19 protein-coding genes are annotated in these 17,353 nt (G+C 72.3%); 13 read left to right on the top strand and 6 right to left on the bottom strand.

The annotated features are described in order from the left end of the window. Positions 1-89 precede the first annotated feature (89 nt). From AB0B33_RS03415 to AB0B33_RS03400, 4 genes are all read left to right on the top strand, one after another. Positions 90-620: a hypothetical protein gene (locus tag AB0B33_RS03415; RefSeq protein WP_247012488.1), complete on the top strand. Its 531-nt coding sequence runs from the start codon at positions 90-92 to the stop codon at positions 618-620. Positions 621-745: 125 nt separating this feature from the next. Continuing rightward, on the top strand, positions 746-1,444 hold the full coding sequence (locus AB0B33_RS03410) for a trypsin-like serine protease (RefSeq protein WP_360766313.1): 699 nt from the start codon (positions 746-748) through the stop codon (positions 1,442-1,444). A gap of 55 nt (positions 1,445-1,499) precedes the next feature. Further along, entirely contained in the window at positions 1,500-1,943 is a 444-nt protein-coding gene (locus AB0B33_RS03405) for a YdeI/OmpD-associated family protein (protein ID WP_360766311.1), read from the top strand. Next, positions 1,943-2,425: an aminoglycoside adenylyltransferase gene (locus tag AB0B33_RS03400; protein ID WP_360766308.1), complete on the top strand. Its 483-nt coding sequence runs from the start codon at positions 1,943-1,945 to the stop codon at positions 2,423-2,425. Before AB0B33_RS03405 ends, AB0B33_RS03400 begins: the two co-directional genes overlap by 1 nt. On the opposite strand, the gene AB0B33_RS03395 is transcribed toward AB0B33_RS03400, so the two are convergent. Further along, complete coding sequence (locus AB0B33_RS03395; RefSeq protein ID WP_360766305.1) at positions 2,422-3,834, bottom strand: fatty acid--CoA ligase family protein; 1,413 nt, start codon at positions 3,832-3,834, stop codon at positions 2,422-2,424. The genes AB0B33_RS03400 and AB0B33_RS03395 overlap by 4 nt on opposite strands. A gap of 325 nt (positions 3,835-4,159) precedes the next feature. Here AB0B33_RS03395 and AB0B33_RS03390 point away from each other — a divergent pair, with 325 nt between their 5' ends. The 7 genes from AB0B33_RS03390 (at position 4,160) to AB0B33_RS03360 (ending at position 9,923) form a co-directional block, all read left to right on the top strand. Next, the gene (locus AB0B33_RS03390) at positions 4,160-4,504 is read left to right on the top strand and encodes a WXG100 family type VII secretion target (protein WP_086856673.1); all 345 of its coding nucleotides are present in this window, start codon (positions 4,160-4,162) and stop codon (positions 4,502-4,504) included. An 18-nt stretch (positions 4,505-4,522) separates the two neighbouring features. Next, positions 4,523-4,825, top strand: coding sequence for a hypothetical protein (locus tag AB0B33_RS03385; protein WP_020644701.1), 303 nt, complete (start codon positions 4,523-4,525; stop codon positions 4,823-4,825). Positions 4,826-4,927: 102 nt separating this feature from the next. Beyond that, positions 4,928-5,314: a hypothetical protein gene (locus tag AB0B33_RS03380; protein ID WP_247012496.1), complete on the top strand. Its 387-nt coding sequence runs from the start codon at positions 4,928-4,930 to the stop codon at positions 5,312-5,314. Further along, positions 5,311-6,615: a WXG100 family type VII secretion target gene (locus AB0B33_RS03375; RefSeq protein WP_360766302.1), complete on the top strand. Its 1,305-nt coding sequence runs from the start codon at positions 5,311-5,313 to the stop codon at positions 6,613-6,615. The genes AB0B33_RS03380 and AB0B33_RS03375 overlap by 4 nt, the downstream gene beginning before the upstream one ends. Before the next feature lie 75 nt (positions 6,616-6,690). Beyond that, positions 6,691-8,031 carry an alpha/beta hydrolase gene (locus AB0B33_RS03370; RefSeq protein WP_360766300.1) on the top strand — a complete coding sequence of 447 codons (1,341 nt, stop codon included), beginning with the start codon at positions 6,691-6,693 and terminating at the stop codon, positions 8,029-8,031. Beyond that, a complete protein-coding gene (locus AB0B33_RS03365; protein WP_360766297.1) occupies positions 8,028-8,393 on the top strand; it encodes a hypothetical protein in 366 nt (121 codons plus the stop codon). The genes AB0B33_RS03370 and AB0B33_RS03365 overlap by 4 nt, the downstream gene beginning before the upstream one ends. A gap of 138 nt (positions 8,394-8,531) precedes the next feature. Next, on the top strand, positions 8,532-9,923 hold the full coding sequence (locus tag AB0B33_RS03360; protein WP_360766294.1) for an IS4 family transposase: 1,392 nt from the start codon (positions 8,532-8,534) through the stop codon (positions 9,921-9,923). Between the two features lie 75 nt (positions 9,924-9,998). Here the strand turns inward: AB0B33_RS03360 and AB0B33_RS03355 are convergent, their stop codons facing one another. From AB0B33_RS03355 to nadA, 4 genes are all read right to left on the bottom strand, one after another. Further along, positions 9,999-11,159 (bottom strand): S8 family serine peptidase, encoded by a 1,161-nt coding sequence (locus tag AB0B33_RS03355; RefSeq protein WP_360766291.1) that lies wholly within the window; start codon positions 11,157-11,159, stop codon positions 9,999-10,001. 72 nt (positions 11,160-11,231) lie between these two features. Continuing rightward, positions 11,232-12,125, bottom strand: a complete 894-nt coding sequence (gene nadC, locus AB0B33_RS03350) for a carboxylating nicotinate-nucleotide diphosphorylase (protein ID WP_360766288.1) — start codon at positions 12,123-12,125, stop codon at positions 11,232-11,234. Next, positions 12,122-13,765 (bottom strand): L-aspartate oxidase, encoded by a 1,644-nt coding sequence (locus AB0B33_RS03345; protein WP_360766285.1) that lies wholly within the window; start codon positions 13,763-13,765, stop codon positions 12,122-12,124. The genes nadC and AB0B33_RS03345 overlap by 4 nt, the downstream gene beginning before the upstream one ends. Further along, positions 13,762-14,775 carry a quinolinate synthase NadA gene (gene nadA, locus AB0B33_RS03340; protein WP_247012510.1) on the bottom strand — a complete coding sequence of 338 codons (1,014 nt, stop codon included), beginning with the start codon at positions 14,773-14,775 and terminating at the stop codon, positions 13,762-13,764. Before nadA ends, AB0B33_RS03345 begins: the two co-directional genes overlap by 4 nt. A 111-nt stretch (positions 14,776-14,886) precedes the next feature. Between nadA and AB0B33_RS03335 the strand changes: the two genes are divergently transcribed. Beyond that, complete coding sequence (locus tag AB0B33_RS03335) at positions 14,887-15,519, top strand: NUDIX domain-containing protein (RefSeq protein WP_360766282.1); 633 nt, start codon at positions 14,887-14,889, stop codon at positions 15,517-15,519. Positions 15,520-15,559: 40 nt separating this feature from the next. Next, a complete protein-coding gene (locus AB0B33_RS03330; RefSeq protein WP_360766280.1) occupies positions 15,560-16,276 on the top strand; it encodes an LON peptidase substrate-binding domain-containing protein in 717 nt (238 codons plus the stop codon). 6 nt (positions 16,277-16,282) lie between these two features. Here the strand turns inward: AB0B33_RS03330 and AB0B33_RS03325 are convergent, their stop codons facing one another. Next, positions 16,283-17,311 (bottom strand): M48 family metallopeptidase, encoded by a 1,029-nt coding sequence (locus tag AB0B33_RS03325; protein WP_247012516.1) that lies wholly within the window; start codon positions 17,309-17,311, stop codon positions 16,283-16,285. Positions 17,312-17,353 lie beyond the last annotated feature (42 nt).

Genomic DNA, 17,353 nt, shown 5'->3' with positions numbered 1-17,353 from the left:
ATGCCTTAGCCTCACCACGCCCCACCTTCCGACGAAATAATGTCGGATTTGGGGCGAAAGTCTGCTTGTTAATCGAAGAGGGGGAAATAATGCGCGCGCTCAACCGGACAATTCTGGTCATCGCCGCCGCCGGTATCGCCGGGACGGCCGGGGTGCTCACCGCACAGGGGTCCGAGATCGCGGCGAGCGACCAGCCGCCGTCGGTGGTCGAGGACTACAGCTACCCCGGTGCGGCGGCGCTCCTCGCCACCGACCACGTCCAGCTGATCAGCGGTGACGGGCACATCGTGTACACGCCCTGCCCCACCGGGCAGGACACCGTCGGCGTCATCCAGGTGAAGACGACCGAAGCCGTCGGCCAGTCGCTCAACGGGCGGGTCTGCTTCAAGGTCCTGGGCACGGGCGGCGAATTGACCATGAAGATCCCGGCCGTGTACGCCATCCGCTCCGACGGCCTGTCCGCGGGACAGGGACACAAGCTCAAGGCGTCGCTGACCACCGACGCCGGGGTCCACTCGAGCGTCGACGTCCCGTCCGACGGCATCACGCAGGTCGGCGTGGGCGCGGACCCGAACGGCGACCCGACGACGCTGCTGGAACTGGTCGCCACGGCCCCCTGAGCACCGTCGGCGACTTACCGACTTCGGTAGGTACCCGGGAACCTCCCACGAACTTACGTTTGTGCTCGTCGCCCGGTTTCGGGGCCGACATCCGGATCACCTGGCCGAAGGGCATTTTCATGCGAATGTCGAGGGCTGTTGCCGCGGTGGGTGCTGCCGCCGCGGCGCTGAGCGTGGTCTCAGCGGGGGTTGCGGACGCCCAGCAGGACATCATCGGCGGGAGCACCGTCTCCTCCGCGCCGTGGGGCGCCCAGATCTACTGGAACAACGTCACCACCTACGGCGGCTTCGAGTGCTCGGGGACGATCATCGCCCCGCAGTGGGTGCTCACCGCGCGGCACTGCCTGAACTCGCCGGGCATGCACGTCAAGGTCGGCAACGTGACGCTCCAGCAGGGCACGAACGCCAATGTCGACCAGCAGAAGGCGTCGCCGAACGGGGACATCGCGCTGCTGCACCTGACGACCGCGGTGAACACCACGTACATGAAGCTCGGCACCGGCAACCCGCCCACCGGTTCGACCAACCAGATCTACGGCTGGGGCCGCACGCAGGGCACCAGCCCGCCCTCGAGCACGCTCAAGACCGCCAACGTCCGCGTCACCGGCACGAGTTCCGACGCGTTCGGCGGCACGGCCATCGCCAGCCAGGGCGTCAACGGCTCGGCGTGGCACGGCGACTCGGGCGGCCCGCAGCTCTACAACGGCGCCCAGGTCGGGGTGTGCTCCACGGGCAACAACTCCGGTTCGAACCCGCAGGGCACGCAGAACTACGCGAGCATCACGTCGAGCCGCAGCTGGATCCGCACCACGGCCGGCGTCTGACCCGCCCGGACCGGCCTCTCCGCCCGGGAGGCCGGTCCGAGGCATACTCGCCGTCATGGAGTTCCGCACCGAAGTGCTGCTCGGCGGCAAGACCGCGACCGGCCTGCCGGTACCCGACGACGTCGTCGAGGCGCTCGGCGCCGGCAAGAAGCCCGCGGTCACGGTGACGCTCGGCGGCCACACCTACCGCACGACGGTCGCCAGCCGCGGCGGGCGGTTCCTGGTCCCGCTCAGCGCGGAGAACCGCGAGAAGGCCGGCGTCGCGGCGGGCGACGAGGTGACGGTCGGGATCGCCCTCGACACCGCCCCGCGCGAACTGGAGATCCCGCCGGACCTGGCGGCCGCGCTGGCGGCGGACGACACCGCGCGGGCACGGTTCGAGAGCCTTTCCTACAGCGCGAAACAACGGTTCGTGCTGCCGATCGGCCAGGCGAAGACCGAAGAGACCCGGCAGCGGCGCGTGGCCAAGGTGATCACGGACCTGCACGCCGGGAAGTGATGGACTCGCGCACGGTGCTGCGCGTGCTCGGCGCCGCCGCCCCGAACGCGGTGTGGCTCGCGGGCGGCTGGGGCATCGACGCGCTCCTCGGCCGGCAGACCCGCGAACACCGCGACCTCGACCTGCTGCACCGGCTGGACGAGGAAGAAGCCGTCGTGGCAGCGCTCGCGGCCTCGGGCTACCGCGAGACCCTCGACCTGCGCCCGGTCCGGTTCGTGCTGTCCGGCGGCGGCACCGAGCTGGACCTGCACCCGCTCGTCTTCGCCGGGGACGGCTCGGCCACGCAGGAGGCCGACGACGAGGGCGCCGTCTTCCGCTACCCCGCGGACTGCTTCGTCACCGGGCACGTCGACGGCGTCGAAGTGCCGTGCGTCTCGGTCGCCCAGCAGATCTTCTTCCACCAGGGGTACGAGCCGCGCCCGCACGACCTCGCGGACATGCGCCACCTCCGCGAGACCTTCGGCGTCGACACCCACTTCTAGTCCACAACGGACCGCCGCAGCGCCACCTTGTCCGGCTTTCCCGACGGCGCAACGGGAACCGCGCCCACGAAACTGAACCGCGCCGGCACCGCCGCCTCACCCAGCTCCGCCGCCACGCCCTTGCGCACCTCCGCCAGGTCCGGCTCGCGGCCCGGCACCGGGACCACGAACGCGTGTGCCGCCTCGCCCGTCCGCGGGTCCGGGACCGCCACCACGTACGCCTGGTCGACGTCCGGGTGCGCCGCGATCGCCCGCTCGATCGGGCCGGTGTAGTGGATGATCGCGTTCACGATCACCACGTCCCGCGCCCGGCCGGACAGGTGGAGGTAGCCCGACGAATCCAGGTGCCCGAGGTCCTGCGTGCGCACCCAGCCGTCGCGCAGCACCGACGCCGTCGTATCGGGATCGCGCCAATAGCCCGAAAACGCCGACGGTGTGCGCACCCAGATCTCGTCGCGGACGTCGATTTGCACCGTGTCGCAAGCCTTCCCGACCGAGCCGATCCCCTCGTCGGCGCGGCAGATCGTCAGCATCCCGGTCTCGGTCTGCCCGTACGCGTGGTGCATCGCCGGCCCGATCCGCTCGGCCGCCTCGGCCAGTTTGTGCGGTGGTACCGGGGATCCCGCGACGATCAGCGCCCGCAAATCGCCGAGGTCGACCGGCTCCTCGCGCAGGACGTCGAGGATCTGGTGCAGCCGCGGCACGGTCGTCAGCGCCGCGGTGATCCGCAGGCGCGGGAGCACCGCGGGGAAGTCCGGCAGTCCCTCGGGGATCACCGCCGTGCCGCCCGACATCAGCGACACCCCCAGCTGCTCGACCATCACCGCGCTGGCCAGGGAGCCGAACAGCAGGTACCGGCCGAAGCACGCGCCCAGCCGTTCGTGGGCCGTGCCGGGCAGCGGTTTCCGCCAGACGCGGCCCTCGGTCAGGGCGCGGTAGCTGTAGGCCACGCCCTTCGGGAGGCCCGTGCTGCCGCTGGTGAACACCACCGTCGCGATGTCCTCGAGCCGCGCGCCCGGCAGCGGCTCCTCGTACGCGCCCAGCAACGCGGACCCGATCCGCAGCACCGGCACCCCGGCGTCGACCGGGTCCGCCGAGTCGTCCACGACCAGCGCCGAGACGTCGGCGAGGACGTGCCGCAGCTGCGCCTCCGGCAGCCCCGGCCGGACCGCGACCGCGCGGCCGCCGAGCACGTGCACCGCGATCAGCGCGGCGAACCCCTCCGCGGTGACGGCGGTGGCGATGCCGACCCCGTCGCCGGCGCCGAGCCCGGCCGCCCGCAGGCCCGCGGTGAACCGGCCGATCAGCTCCCGCAGCTCTCCGCGTGACGTGACGCGGGAGCCGTGTTCGAACGCGGGAACCTCCGGAGCGCGCTCCAGCTCGTCCAGCAGAGCCTGCGGGTGGACCATCTCGACCGCCTTTCGCCCGGGGGTCCCGGTCTACCGGGCGGATCTCAGAATTTCGGCAGAAGATCCGCCGGTCACCGTTGACGAGCGTGCGATCATCGGACGGCGGGCCGAGCGGCGGCACCGCACCCGGCGTCGCGCCGGGCACTGGATCGCGCCCCCGAATCCCCGCGGAACGCCCCCCGCCGGTCCCCTGTGGGTAGAAGTGCCGTCACCGCGACCGGCAGTTGTGCCGTTTGACCACACTGGCCTCTTTTCTAGCGTGACTTTCACACCGCGCGGACCACCGCGCCAGGGGAATTCGCTTCAGGAAGGAGGTGGCCCGTCGATGTCCAGTCCGGGATTCCAGGCAGATTCCGCTGCCATGACGCGCGCCGTCCAGGGTTTCGAGGAAACCGCGACGAACGCCAAGTCCACGATGGCCAGCTTGGAGTCCGAGCTGACCGAGGCCCTGCGCAACTACAAGGGTGACCAGGCTGTCGCGTTCTGGGACCTGCAGCGCCGGCTCCAGGAGAAGATGACCGTGGCCGTGAAGGAGCTCGACACCATGTCGCAGCTCGTCCACACCAGCCACCAGAACTACGGCCGCGGCGACGCCGACGTCCACCAGAGCTTCCAGGGGGTCGGCAACTCCCTCGAGGGCTCGGGCGTGATCCCCCGCCTCAACCCCTGACCCGAGAGGACGCCCACCATGGCCGACGTCGTCGAAATCAACTTCGCCGCGCTGCAGCACAGCTCGGCATCCCTGGCCGCCAAGGCCAAGGCGCTCACCTCGCAGCTGGAGCAGCTGCACCAGAACCTCCAGCCGATCACCGCGACCTGGTACGCCTCCGGCAGCTCCGCCGGTGACGCGGCCCGCCAGTCGGAGACCCGGCTGCGTCAGGCCACCGCGGACATCGTCGCGATCATCGCGCAGTTCGGCGGCAAGGTCGGCGAGGCCCACGACCTCCAGCAGTCGCTGGAGAACCGCAACCAGGGGCTGTTCGCGGGCTGATCCGCGCCCAGACGTCGGTCGGCCGGTGCGGGAAACCCCCCGCTCGCACCGGCCGACCGGCTTTCCCCATGTCCGCAAGTCGCGCCCAGAGAGCCGGGACCGATGCCAGACCAGTCGTACTACGTCCACCTGGAATCGCTGAAGGACTTCGTGCGGGAGCTGGAAACCCAGATCCACGCGATGTCGAAACCGAACGACTTCCTGCTCACCCTCGGCTCGGAGCCGCTGTTGTTCGGCGAGTTCGGGGAAGCCGGGTCGCTGGCCGACGCGCACCACGCGGCCGTCTCGGAGATGCAGGGCCTGCTCGACCAGGTCCGCAGCGCGATCGGCTTCGCGCAGGACGTGACCACCACGGTGGCCGACGGCTACCAGAACGCCGACCAGGCGGTCGCCGGGGACCTGCACCACTCGGGTGCCGTCACCAACCTGCTCGATCCGGTGCTCGGGCTGCTGGGCCTCGGTGACTCGGACGGGAGCCGCAAGGGATGACCAAGAACACCGCGCACACGAACTTCGCCGCGTACAGCCACCAGCAGCTCTACGCGATGCTCCAGGCCGGCGACCCGAACAGCGCGCGCCACGCCGCCGACAAGTGGAAGTCCGCCGCGCTGCACCTGCACGAGCAGTCCCACAACCTCAACTCGGAGCTCGCCGAGTTCAAGGACCAGTGGACCGGTGGCGCGGCCGACCAGTACCAGCACATGATCGTCGACCTCGCGAACGGCATCGCCAAGGTGGCGCAGACCGCCGAGGCGATGAACGTGATGCTCGGCGACGCCGCCGACGCGCTCGTGAAGGCCAAGAAGGAGATGCCGCCGCCGGTTTCGGTGCCGGACGTCTCCCCCGCCGACGTCGCGCTCGCGGTGAACCCGCCGCTGCTGCCGCCGGACGCTTCCCCCGCCGTCGTGCAGGCCGCGGCGCAGCAGCGCCAGCAGGCGATCTCGAACGTCGAGGCCCAGCAGTCCGCGGCCAACGCCGCCGGGTCGGCGCACGGCAAGGCGATCGTCGTCATGACCGAACTGGCCGGCGAGTACTCCGTGGCCGAGGAGTCGATCCCGGCTTCGCCGAACGCCGTGCAGACGCCCACCGCCCCGCCCGCCGGCGGCGGCGGTGCGGGCAGCGCCGGTTCGCCCGGGCTGGTCGGCAACGGCGTCACCGACCCCGGCGTGGTGGTCACCCCCGGCGACGGGCACCCGCTGCCCTCGACCGGCACGCCGCAGCCGGGTACCACCGTGCCGACGTCGAACCCGCTGTTCGGTGACATGTTCACCGCCGGGCTCGCCGCGGCCTCGGCCGCCGCGTTCGGCCGGTTCGGCTCGATCATGCCCAAGGTGCCGTCCTGGGCCACCGGCAAGGACCCGAAGGACAACAAGGACGAGGCGCCCGGCACCAAGCTCGGCGGCGGCGGGGCCGGCGTCGAAGGCGGCGCCGGGGGCGGCATCCCGATCGGCGGGGGCGACGCGCCGTCGATCGGCGGCGGCATCCCCGGCGGGTCCGGGATCGGCGGCGGTGGCGCCGACGCCCCGGCCGCGCACTCCGGCCTGGCCGGCGACGGCGGCACGGGCAACGCGCTCAGCGGCCTCGCGGGCGGCGCGGCCGGTGCCGTGGGCGCGGCGGCGGCCAAGAGCGCGATGCCGATGATGCCCATGATGCCGATGGGCATGGGCGGTGGCGGCGACATGGGCTCCGGCCGCCGGATCCCGGCGTGGCTGGTCGAAACGGAGAACGTCTGGGGCCAGTCCGCCCCGGTCGCGCCCCCGGTGATCGGCGAAGAGCCCGAAGCGTACTGACCCGGTCGTGGGTGTTCAGGGCGGTTCCCACCGCCCTGAACACTCACGGCCTCTGCTGCGGAACGGAGGCGGGCCGTGACGGCTGCCGGCTATCGTGTGGTCCCCGCCCGCCTCGACACCGCGGCCGGCGAGTTCGGCTCACGCGCGGACGCGCTGGGCACCGCGCAGAAGGCGGTCGCGGGGGAAAAGGTTCCCGCCGCCGCGTTCGGCCAGGTCAGCGAGTCCGCGGCCGCGGCCAAGACGTTCGAGAAGACGATGACGGAGCTGGGCGAGAAGCTCGGCGAGCACGTCGCCCGCGCCAAGAAGCTCCAAAGTGGACTGACCGAGTCGGCCGCCGGCTACCGCCGCACCGACGCGCAGATCGCCGCGATGTACCGGGCGCTGCTGCCCGAAGACCCGCTGCCGAAGGCCGGGAACCCCGCCGGGATCGGCGGTTCCGCCGACACCGGCGCGTGGGCGCACGCGATCGAGGAGAACCGCACCAAGGTCTCGGACGCGCTGACGGCCGAGCGCACCAAGCTCGCCGGGCTGACCGACGCCGACGAGATCAAGCGCTCGCAGGCGCGGATCAAGCTCTACGAAGACATCCTCGCGAACAACCGGCAGATCCTGAAGTTCGACCCGTCGGGCAACGGCCGGATCGCCGAGCTGGTCGGGCACATCGAGCCGGGGACGCGGAACGTCGGGTTGTTCGTCCCCGGCGTCAACACGCAGATGTCCAACTTCGACGCCTACGCCGGCCTCGGGCGCAGCCTGGTGGCCGCGGACCCGACCGGGCGCACCGCGATGGTCGTCTGGGCCGACGGGGTGTTCCCGCAGAACCCGGTCGTGCAGGGCCCGGACGCGAGCTACGCGCAGACGATGGCTCCCGATCTCAAGCACTTCGCCGACGACCTGCGCGGCGAGATCTCGAGCCACGCCGGCTCCGACGTCACGCTGACCGCGATCGGGCACAGCTACGGCGGCGCCACGGTCGGGCTGGCCGAGACGCACGGCCTCGACGTCGACCGCGTCCTGCACGTCGAGTCGGCGGGCATGGGCCACGGCGTGTGGTCGCCGTCGGACCTGCCGGCGAGCCAGGCGGGCGTGCAGCGCTACTCGATGACGGCGCCGCTCGACCCGATCGAGATCGCCCAGGGCAACGCGTGGGGCCTGGAGTGGACCGGCATCGGCCACGGCGCGGACCCGGACACCTTCCCCGGCGTCACCGAACTGGAGACCGGCCGGGACGCGGAGGGCGGCCAGCTGTGGGGCCTGTCCTCGCACAGTGACGTGCTGAAGCCGGGTTCGGAGTCGTGGACGAACATGTACCGCGTGATCACCAGCGGCCCGGTCACCCCGAACGGCACCTTCGACCCGAATGGCATCCTCGAACACGGCGTCGAGTTCCTGAACGACGGAGGGGTGCTGCGATGAGCCCGGAACTGGAGCGGCTGGCCGTCGAGCTGACCGACGTGATCGACAGCGTCGCGGAGGTGTTCGGCGACAGCGCGGACCGCACGGTGGACGGCGAGCTCGACTGCGACCCGACCCGGCCGGGCCGGCTGCTGTGCTGGCAGTACGGCGTCCGGCTCGAACACCCCGGCGAGCCGGAACGCCGCCTGGCCGAGGTCGTCCTGCCCACGCTGGCGGAGCGCGGCTGGCAGGCGCACGACCGCAGCACCCCGCGCGAGCTGATCGCGCGGTTCAGCCGGGAGGGCGCGGACTTCACGGTCCACGTGGCCCGGGCGAGCCACGCGGTGGCGATCATCGGCTCGACCCGCCCGGTCCCCGCCTGACGCTGCGGCCCAGGACGTCATGAACGACCAAGGTTGGGTAGTTAGGGCTGTGGGTGTGGTGTCAACCCCCATGACATAAGGCAACGGAGCTTCCGCTAGAACATCGTCGACCAAGATCAACGTTCGGCGGGAGCTCCGTTGTCCGCGCAGTCTGTCATAACCCGGATAGTCCATGCCGCGTCCGGGGTCTTCGCCCCCGGCCACCTCGGTGAACTCACCCAGATCGTGCCCTTCGACATGATCGACGCCGTCCTGGCCGACTCACCCCCGGCCACCCAGCGGCGGGTGCGGCTGCTGCCCGCCCGGGTCACGGTCTATTTCCTGCTGGCGATGAGCCTGTTCCCCGAGCGCAGCTACCGCGGGGTGTTCTCGGCCCTGACCGCCGGCCTGGGGCAGCCGAGGCCGGCGACTCCGACGGCTGCGGCGTTGCGTCAAGCCCGGTCCCGGGTCGGTCCCGCTCCGCTGGCCTCGTTGTTCCGGCTGTTGAGCGGACCTCTGGCCTGGCCCCGCACCCCCGGCGCCTGCTGGCGGGGCCTGCGACTGGTGGCGATCGACGGGACCGGCATCGCCATCCCCGACAGCGACGCCAACCAGGCCTGGACCGACAAAACCACCGCGTCCCATCCGGCGGCCGGGTATCCGCTGCTGCGGCTTGTCACGCTGGTCGAGTGCGGCACCCGCGCGCTGATCGCGGCGGTGTTCGGCAGCCCCGCCGAGGGGGAACTGGCCTACGCGGCCACGCTCGGCAACCGGTTACGTCCGGGGATGGTGCTGCTGGCCGACCGCAACTTCGACGCCGCGACCTTCATCACCACCACCGCCGCAACCGGCGCGGACCTGCTGATCCGACTCAAAGCCAACCGACGCCCACCACTGCTGGGCCGTCACCGGGACGGGTCGATCACCTCACTCATCGGCGGGGTCGAAGTCCGGATCATCGAAGCTCTGATCACCGTCACCGGAGCCGACGGGTCCCGCCGCAGCGAGCACTACCGGCTGGTCACCACCCTGCTCGACCCCGAGCGTTATCCGGCCACTGACCTGCTCGAGCTCTACCACCAGCGCTGGGAAATCGAAACGGCCTACCTCGCCCTCAAACACACCCTCACCCGCGGGCGGATCCTGCGTTCGCACACCCCAGCCGGGGTCGAACAGGAACTCTGGGCATTGCTGGCGACCTACCAGATCCTGCGGATCGCGATGACCGACGCCACCGGCTCCCACCCCGACATTGATCCCGACCGGGCCGGGTTCAGCGTTGCCCTGCACACCGCCCGCGACCAGATCATCACCGCTCACGCGGTCATCGCCGGCACCCACATCGACCTGGTCGGCAGCATCGGCCGCCACGTCCTCGCCGGTCTGTTGCCCGCCCGGCGGGCCCGGGCCTGCCCCCGGGTCGTTAAACGCCCCTTGTCCAAATACGCCTACAAGAAACCCCGCCAGCCCCGCGCCTGCATCAAGATCACGATCGAAGTGACCGTTACCGACGCCGCGACAAGTCCCTTGACCCGACCGACCCCGCCCTAACTACCCGGCCTTGCATGAACGACCCGTTCACCTCGCCAGACGCCGTGAAAGGGTCGTTCACGACGTGCGCGCGCCCTACGGCGTGAAGCGGGACGGCCGCCAGCCGCGACGCCGGGCTCGCCGGACCGCCGCCACCGTGACGCCCGCCGCCGCCGCCAAAGCCACCCCGGCCAAGGCGATCGTGCCCGCCGGCACGTCCGACGGGTGCTGGGCCGGGGCCGCCGCCGGGACCACGTCGGGTTCGGTGGCCGCCGGGGCGGCCGAACCGGGCGGGGCGATGTCCGCGGGCAGCGTCGACGAGACCGCCGCGTACGCGTCCAGCACTCCCCACCCCAGCCGCGGGTCGTGGCCGCCCGAAGCCGGGCGGTGGGCCGTGAGTGTGAGGCGCGTGGCGACCTGGTCGCCGGTCAGGTCCGGGTGGTACGCCCGGACCAGGGCCGCGACCCCCGCGACGTACGCCGCCGCCAGGCCCGGGTCGGTCACCGGCCAGCGGTGCGCGATCGCGCCGCCCGCGCCGGCCGACGTGCTGACCAGCTCCGCGCCCGGTGCCGCGACGCCGACGTAGTCGCCCGCCTCGGTCTGCACCGGCTCGCCCGCTTGGTTCACCGAACCGACGCCCAGCACCCCGGACGTCGCCGTCGGGTAGGTGCGCGCGCCCTGCTGGGTCGCCGACGCCGCCGAGACGATCACCGCGCCCTCGGACCGCGCGCGGGAAACCGCGCCGGACAGCGCCGGGCTGTCGAACGCCGCCGGGACGGCGATCAGGATGACGCCCGCGTGCCGGTCGAGCGCCGTGTCGATCGCGCCGGCCAGCGCGCCCGGGTCGCCGCCGTCGCGCGACGAGCTGTCGGTGTAGCGGATCGGGAGCAGGCGCGTGCCCGGCGCGACACCGGCGAACGTCGTCGACGGATCCGGTTGCGCGCCGACGATCCCGGCCGCGATCGTGCCGCGGCCGTCGCAGTCGGCGGACTCGGTGCCCGCGCCGCCTTCGAGCTGGCCGGGCGCGAACTGGCGGTTCTGCCCGTCGACGCCGGTGCCGATCACGGCGACCAGCTGGCCGTCACCCCGTGTCAGCGGCCAGATCCGCGCCGGGTCGATCTGGCGCTGGCCCCACGGGACGGCGCCGGAATACGTGCCGGACGGGTTCGCGCACTGCGCTTGCGGGGCCGCGGCCGCCACGGCGGGCGAGCCGGCCGCCACCAGGCCCGCGACCGCGAGCGCCGCCGGTATCCGCACCCGAACCCCCGAACCGAAAGACGGTGGCGGAAAAGGACTTCCGCCACCGCCAGTCTACCCGGGAACCCGCGCTCAGCGAAGGTCCATGCCGAGATCCAACGCGGGTGAAGAGTGCGTCAGCCCGCCCACCGACAGGTAGTCCACACCGGACCGGGCATAGGCTTTACCACGGTCGATGGTGAGCCCACCAGAGGATTCCAGCCGCGTCTTCGGGGAAACCTCGTCGCGGCGCGCGACCGCGAGCCGGCACTGCTCCGGCGTGAAGTTGTCCAGCAGCACCTCGTCCGCCGCCGCGGCCAGCGCCTCCTCGAGCTGTTCGAGCGTGTCGACCTCGACCTCGCACGGCAGTTCCGGCGCGTGCGCGCGGGCCGCGGCCAGCGCCGCCGTCACCGAACCCGCGGCGACGACGTGGTTGTCCTTGATCAGCACCGCGTCGCCGAGGCCCAGCCGGTGGTTCACCCCGCCACCGCAGCGGACGGCGTACTTCTGCAGCAGCCGCAGCCCCGGCAACGTCTTGCGGGAGTCCCGGATCGCGCACCCGGTACCGTCCACTTCGGACACCCAGGCGGCGGTCGCGGTGGCGACGCCGGAGAGGTGGCAGAGCAGGTTCAGCGCCGTGCGCTCGGCGGTGAGCAGCCCTCGCACCGGGCCGGCGAGGACCAGCGCGGGCTCCCCCGCGACCAGCCGGTCGCCGTCCTCGCGCCGGGCGAGCACCTCGTAGCCGTCGCCGAGCACCATGTCGAACACGGCCAGCGCCACCGGCAGCCCGGCGACCACGCCGTCGACGCGCGGGGTCAGCTCCGCCACCGCCGTCGCGGACGCGGGCACCGTCGACGCGGTCGTCGCGTCCGGCCCGTACCGCAGGTCTTCGCCCAGCGCGGTGGTGACCACCCGCTTGACGTCTTCGACGTCGAGACCCGAGGCGGCGATCAGGCGCAGGACCGGTTCGGAGATCGGGAACGTCATGCCACGCCCTCCAGGCGGATCGGGTCGGCCAGCACCGGCTGGCCGGACGGGCTGAGCCGGATGAGCTGGCTGCGCCGCCAGTTCTCGTCCGGGTCCGGGAAGTCGGACCGCACGTGGCAGCCGCGCGACTCGGTGCGCCGGACGGCCGCGGCGAGCAACGCCTGCGCCACCACGGTCAGCGCCGCGTCTTCGACCGCCGCTTGCGTCCACAACGGACTGTCCTGGGTGGACAGGTCGAGCACGGACCCCGCCGCCGCGAGCCCGTCGGCGTCGCGGCCGATCGCCGCGTACCGGCTCATCACCCGCTGCAGCGCGTCGCGCTCGGCGGCGGGCGCGGTGGTCCACGACGGCAGCCGCCCGCGCGCCGGGTCGGCCAGCAGCCCGGCCGCGAGGTCCGCCGCGACGGCCTCCGCGACGCGCTGCCCGACGACCAGCCCTTCGAGCAAGCTGTTGGAGGCCAGCCGGTTCGCGCCGTGCAGGCCGGTCCGCGCCACCTCGCCCGCGGCGTACAGGCCGGGCACCGACGAACGTCCGTCCACTGTGGTCACCACGCCGCCGCACGAGAAGTGCGCCGCCGGGGTCACCGGGATCGGGTCGACGGCGGGGTCCAGCCCGAGCGCCCGGCAGGCCCCGAACACCGTCGGGAACCGGGTCGCGAACCCGGCGATCGAGGTCGCGTCGAGGAAGACGTGGTCGTCGACGCCGCCGGGCGCCGTCGTCATCCGCCGCGTGATCGCCGCCGAGACGACGTCGCGCGGGGCGAGGTCGCCGAGCGGGTGCACGCCGCGCATCACCGGCAGGCCGGCGCCGTCGACCAGGGTCGCGCCCTCGCCGCGGACCGCCTCGGTGACCAGCGGGCAGCGCCCGCGCGCGCCCGGGGTGTAGAGGACGGTCGGGTGGAACTGGACGAACTCGATGTCCGCCACCGCCGCCCCGGCCCGCAGCGCGAGCGCGAGGCCGTCGCCGGTGGCGATCTCCGGGTTCGACGTCGCCTGGTAGAGCTGCCCGATCCCGCCGCTGGCCAGCAGCACGGCCGACGCGCGGACCACCCCCGGCACCCCGTTGCGGTCGAGCACCGTGACCCCGGCGACCCGCCCGCCCGGCGTGCGCAGGGCGTCGACGGCGAGGTGGTGCTCCAGCACCGGCACCCGCGCCTGTCCCGCCCGCGCGACCAGGGCGCGTTCGACTTCGGCGCCGGTCGCGTCGCCGCCGGCGTGGATCACGCGGAACGCGCTGTGCCCGCCCTCGCGGGTCCGCGCGAGCAGGCCGGTGGCGGCGGCGTCGAACTCCGCGCCGTCCGCCCGCAGCCGGGCGATCGCGGCCGGGCCGCCGTCGAGGATCGAGCGGGCCGCGGCCTCGTCGACCAGGCCGGCGCCCGCGGCGAAGGTGTCCTCCGCGTGCTTGGCGACCGAGTCGTCGAGGTCGTGCTCGTTCTCCAGGACCACGGCGACGCCGCCCTGCGCCCAGCGCGTGTTGCCGTCCGTGACCGCCGACTTGGTGACCACCAGGACGTGCAGCCCGAGCGCCTGCGCCCGCAGCGCCGCGGTCAGCCCGGCGACGCCGCTGCCGACCACGACCAGATCCGCGCGGGCCTCCCAAACCGGAGTTTTCGCCTGGGGGTCATTAACCGGCGGCGTCATTCGCCGCCGCCCGGCTGCCCGATCTCGATCATCCGCTGCACCGACGCCTTCGCGCGGGCCGCCGTTTCGAGGTCGACGTGGACCTCGTCGAGGCCCTCACGCAGGCAGCGCAGCAGCGCGGCGGGGGTGATCATCTTCATGTACCGGCAGGACGCGCGGTCGTTCACCGCGCGGAAGTCGATGCCCGGCGCGGCCTTGCGCAGCTGGTGGATCATGCCGATCTCGGTGGCCACCAGCACCGTCTTGGCCTTCGTGTCGCGGGCCTCGTGGACCATGTCGCCGGTGGAGAGGATCTTGACCCGCTCCGGCGCCACGGCACCCTCGCCGGCCAGGTAGAGCGCCGAGGTCGCGCAGCCGCACTCGGGGTGGATGAACAGGTCCGCCTCCGGGTCCTCGGCCGCCCGCTCGGCCAGCTCCGCGCCGTTGATCCCGGCGTGGACGTGGCACTCCCCGGCCCAGATGTGCATGTTCTCCCGGCCGGTCACGCGCTTGACGTGGGCACCGAGGAACTGGTCCGGCAGGAAGAGGACTTCCTGGTCAGCGGGGATGGACGCGACGACGTCGACCGCGTTCGAGGACGTGCAGCAGATGTCCGTTTCGGCCTTCACCTCGGCCGTGGTGTTGACGTAGGAGACGACCACCGCGCCCGGGTGCTCGGCCTTCCAGGCGCGCAGTTCGGCGCCGGTGATGGAGTCGGCGAGCGAGCAGCCGGCCCGCGCGTCGGGGATCAGGACGGTCTTCTCGGGGGCGAGGATCTTCGCGGTCTCGGCCATGAAGTGCACGCCGCAGAAGACGATGGTGGACGCGTCGCTGCTCGCCGCGATGCGGCTGAGCGCGAGGGAGTCGCCGGTGTGGTCGGCGATGTCCTGGATCTCGGGGACCTGGTAGTTGTGCGCGAGCAGGACCGCATCGCGCTGCTTCGCCAGGCGCCGCACCTCCTCCGCCCAGGCCGCGTTCGCCTCGACCCCGCCGAACGGGGTGAGGCCTTCCGGAACCAACGTGGTGGTCATGTGGCCCTCCTGGACCGATCGCGGGTTTTCGCCTTACAATCGAAAACCGTGCGAAGTCATCTTAACACCCAAGCCCCCCTCGCCCACGAGGTTTTGGGAGCGGTCCTTCAAGTGCGCTCGGACACACTGCGGGTCCTCCTGTGGCGCCGCGCGCTCGACCCGCACCTCGGCCGCTGGTCGCTGCCGGGCGGCCGGCTGCGGCCCGACGAGGACGTCGAGACGTCCGTCCGGCGGCAGCTCAAGGAGAAGGTCGACGTCCGCCAGCTGAAGCACGTCGAGCAGCTCGCGGTGTTCAGCGACCCGCACCGGGTGCCCGGCCCGCGCGTGGTGGCGACGGCGTTCCTCGCGCTGGTCCCCTCCGACGTCGACCCCGAAGTGCCCGAGGACACCGAGTGGCACGACGTCGCGAAGCTGCCGCGCACGGCGTTCGACCACGAGTCGATCGTGCTGCGCGCCCGCGACCGGCTGCGTTCGAAGCTCTCCTACACCAACCTCGGGTTCGCGCTGGCCCCCGACGAGTTCACGATTTCCGCGCTGCGCGGCCTGTATTCGGCGGCGCTCGGCTACCGCGTCTCCGCGACCAACCTGCAGCGGGTGCTGTCGCGGCGAGGATTGCTGGTTCCCACAGGTCACACGGCCCCGCCCGGGCGCGCGGGCGGGCGTCCGGCGGCGCTCTTCTCGTTCGCCGGCAAGGGCATGCAGATCACGGACCCGTTCGCCGTGTTCAGACCGCCCAGCCGGTGACCATCCTGCGGGAGCAGCGTTCTCCCCTTACGGTTGACCCGTGACCGAGCCGGAATCGGAAAGCGACGCGACGACGACCTTGCTGCCGTTGTTCCCCTTGCAGACCGTTCTGCTGCCCGGCACCAAGCTCCCGTTGCACATCTTCGAACCGCGCTACCGGCAGCTGACGGCGGACCTCGTGAGCGGCACGGTCCCGGGCCGGGAGTTCGGCGTCGTCGCGCTCCGCTCGTCGCTGACCCGCGAGGTACGTGGTCTGGACCAGCTGTACGAGGTCGGCTGCAGCACGATCCTGCGCGAGGCGAAACGCCTCCCGGACGGCCGCTTCGACGTCGTCACCCAGGCCCAGCGCCGCTTCCGCCTGACCGACCTCGACTGCACGTCGGCGCCGTACCTGATCGCGTCGGTGGAGTGGCTCGACGACGAGCCGGTGGCCCCGTCCGGCGGCATGGCCGAGCGCCTGGCGACGGTCGCCCGCGCGGCCCACCAGCGCTACTGCGAAACGGCGTGGCGCAGCGACGACTGGACCAGCCCGGAGCCGGACACGACGCTCGAGGAGCTGGCCTACGTGCTGGCCGCGGACTGCCTGCTGCCGCTGGAAGACCGCCAGCGCCTCCTGGAGGAACGCCACCCGCTGCGCCGGCTCCGCATCGCGTGCCGCCTGCTGACGCGGGAGACGGGCTTCCTGAACACACTCGGCGCGGTGCCGCTGCCGCCGGGCGAACTCACCGATCTGAGCCGCCCGGCCAGCCTCAACTGACGCGGCTCAGGAACCGTTGCCGTTCCCGAACTTGTTCCACACCTTGCCCGCCGCGCCCGAGACCGCTTCACCGGCGTCGCTGAACGCCTTCGTCAGCGGGTCGGCCGAGGAGTTCCACGACTCCTTGTACGACTGGGCGGCCGCCTTGAGGTCGTCCTTCCAGTCCGACGCCGGCTTGTCGTCGTCGCGGCGCGGGTAGTCGCCGGCCAGGATCGCGCGGTACTCCGGCGAAGCCGCCCACCGCTGCAGCTGCGCCGCGCGGACCACCGCGAACGGGTGCGACTCCGTCTCGACGAACTTGAGCTTGAGGAAGCTGTCGCGGAGGTCTTCGACCGACTCGTACTCCGCCGCCTGCTGCAGGAACGACGGGATGTCGATGCGCGACGGGTCGATGCCGCCCGCGATCTGGATCTGGGCGCGCAACGCCGCCGTCGGGTCCTGCCCGCACAGCAGGCCGGCGCGGTCGCACGACAGCTCGGCCTTGCGGAACCACTCGCGCAGCGCCGCGATGACCGCCCGGATGCCGAGCGCGCTCACCGGCGTCCACGACATCGACAGCTGCAGCGCGACCAAGCGCACCATGATCGTGCGGTACACCGCGTGCCCGGACAGCACGTGCCCCATCTCGTGCCCGAGCACGAACCGCAGCGAATCGGGGCTCATCAGCTCGACGAGCCCGGTGCTGAGCCGGATGAACGGCTCGTCCATGCCGACCGTCTCGGCCCGCGCCCGCGGATCCTGGAAGACGAACACGTTCGGCACCGACGGCAGGTCGAGCGTCTCGGCGCACTCGTGGCGCAGCCGCTCGAGCTCCGGGTACTGCTTCGGCCCGACGCGGATCGACGACGCGAGCGCCATCAGCCGCTCGCCGCGTTCGTTGTAGAACCCCGAGATGGCCTTGACGACCTGAGCGAACCCGGGCACCGCGCGCAGCGTGGCGAGCGCGCCGCGGTCCACCGGGTGCTCGTACGCGCGCGAGCTGATGCCCGGGAACCGGACGGCGTCTCTCCGCGAAACTTCGATGTCTTCGGTCACTGCCGATACCCCCTGTGAGTGAGGGCACCAGAGTAGGGCAAA

The sequence above is a fragment of the Amycolatopsis sp. NPDC049159 genome, assembly GCF_040648295.1.
Classification (GTDB): Bacteria; Actinomycetota; Actinomycetes; order Mycobacteriales; family Pseudonocardiaceae; genus Amycolatopsis; species Amycolatopsis pretoriensis_A.
This window is presented reverse-complemented; position numbering and strand designations above follow the sequence as displayed.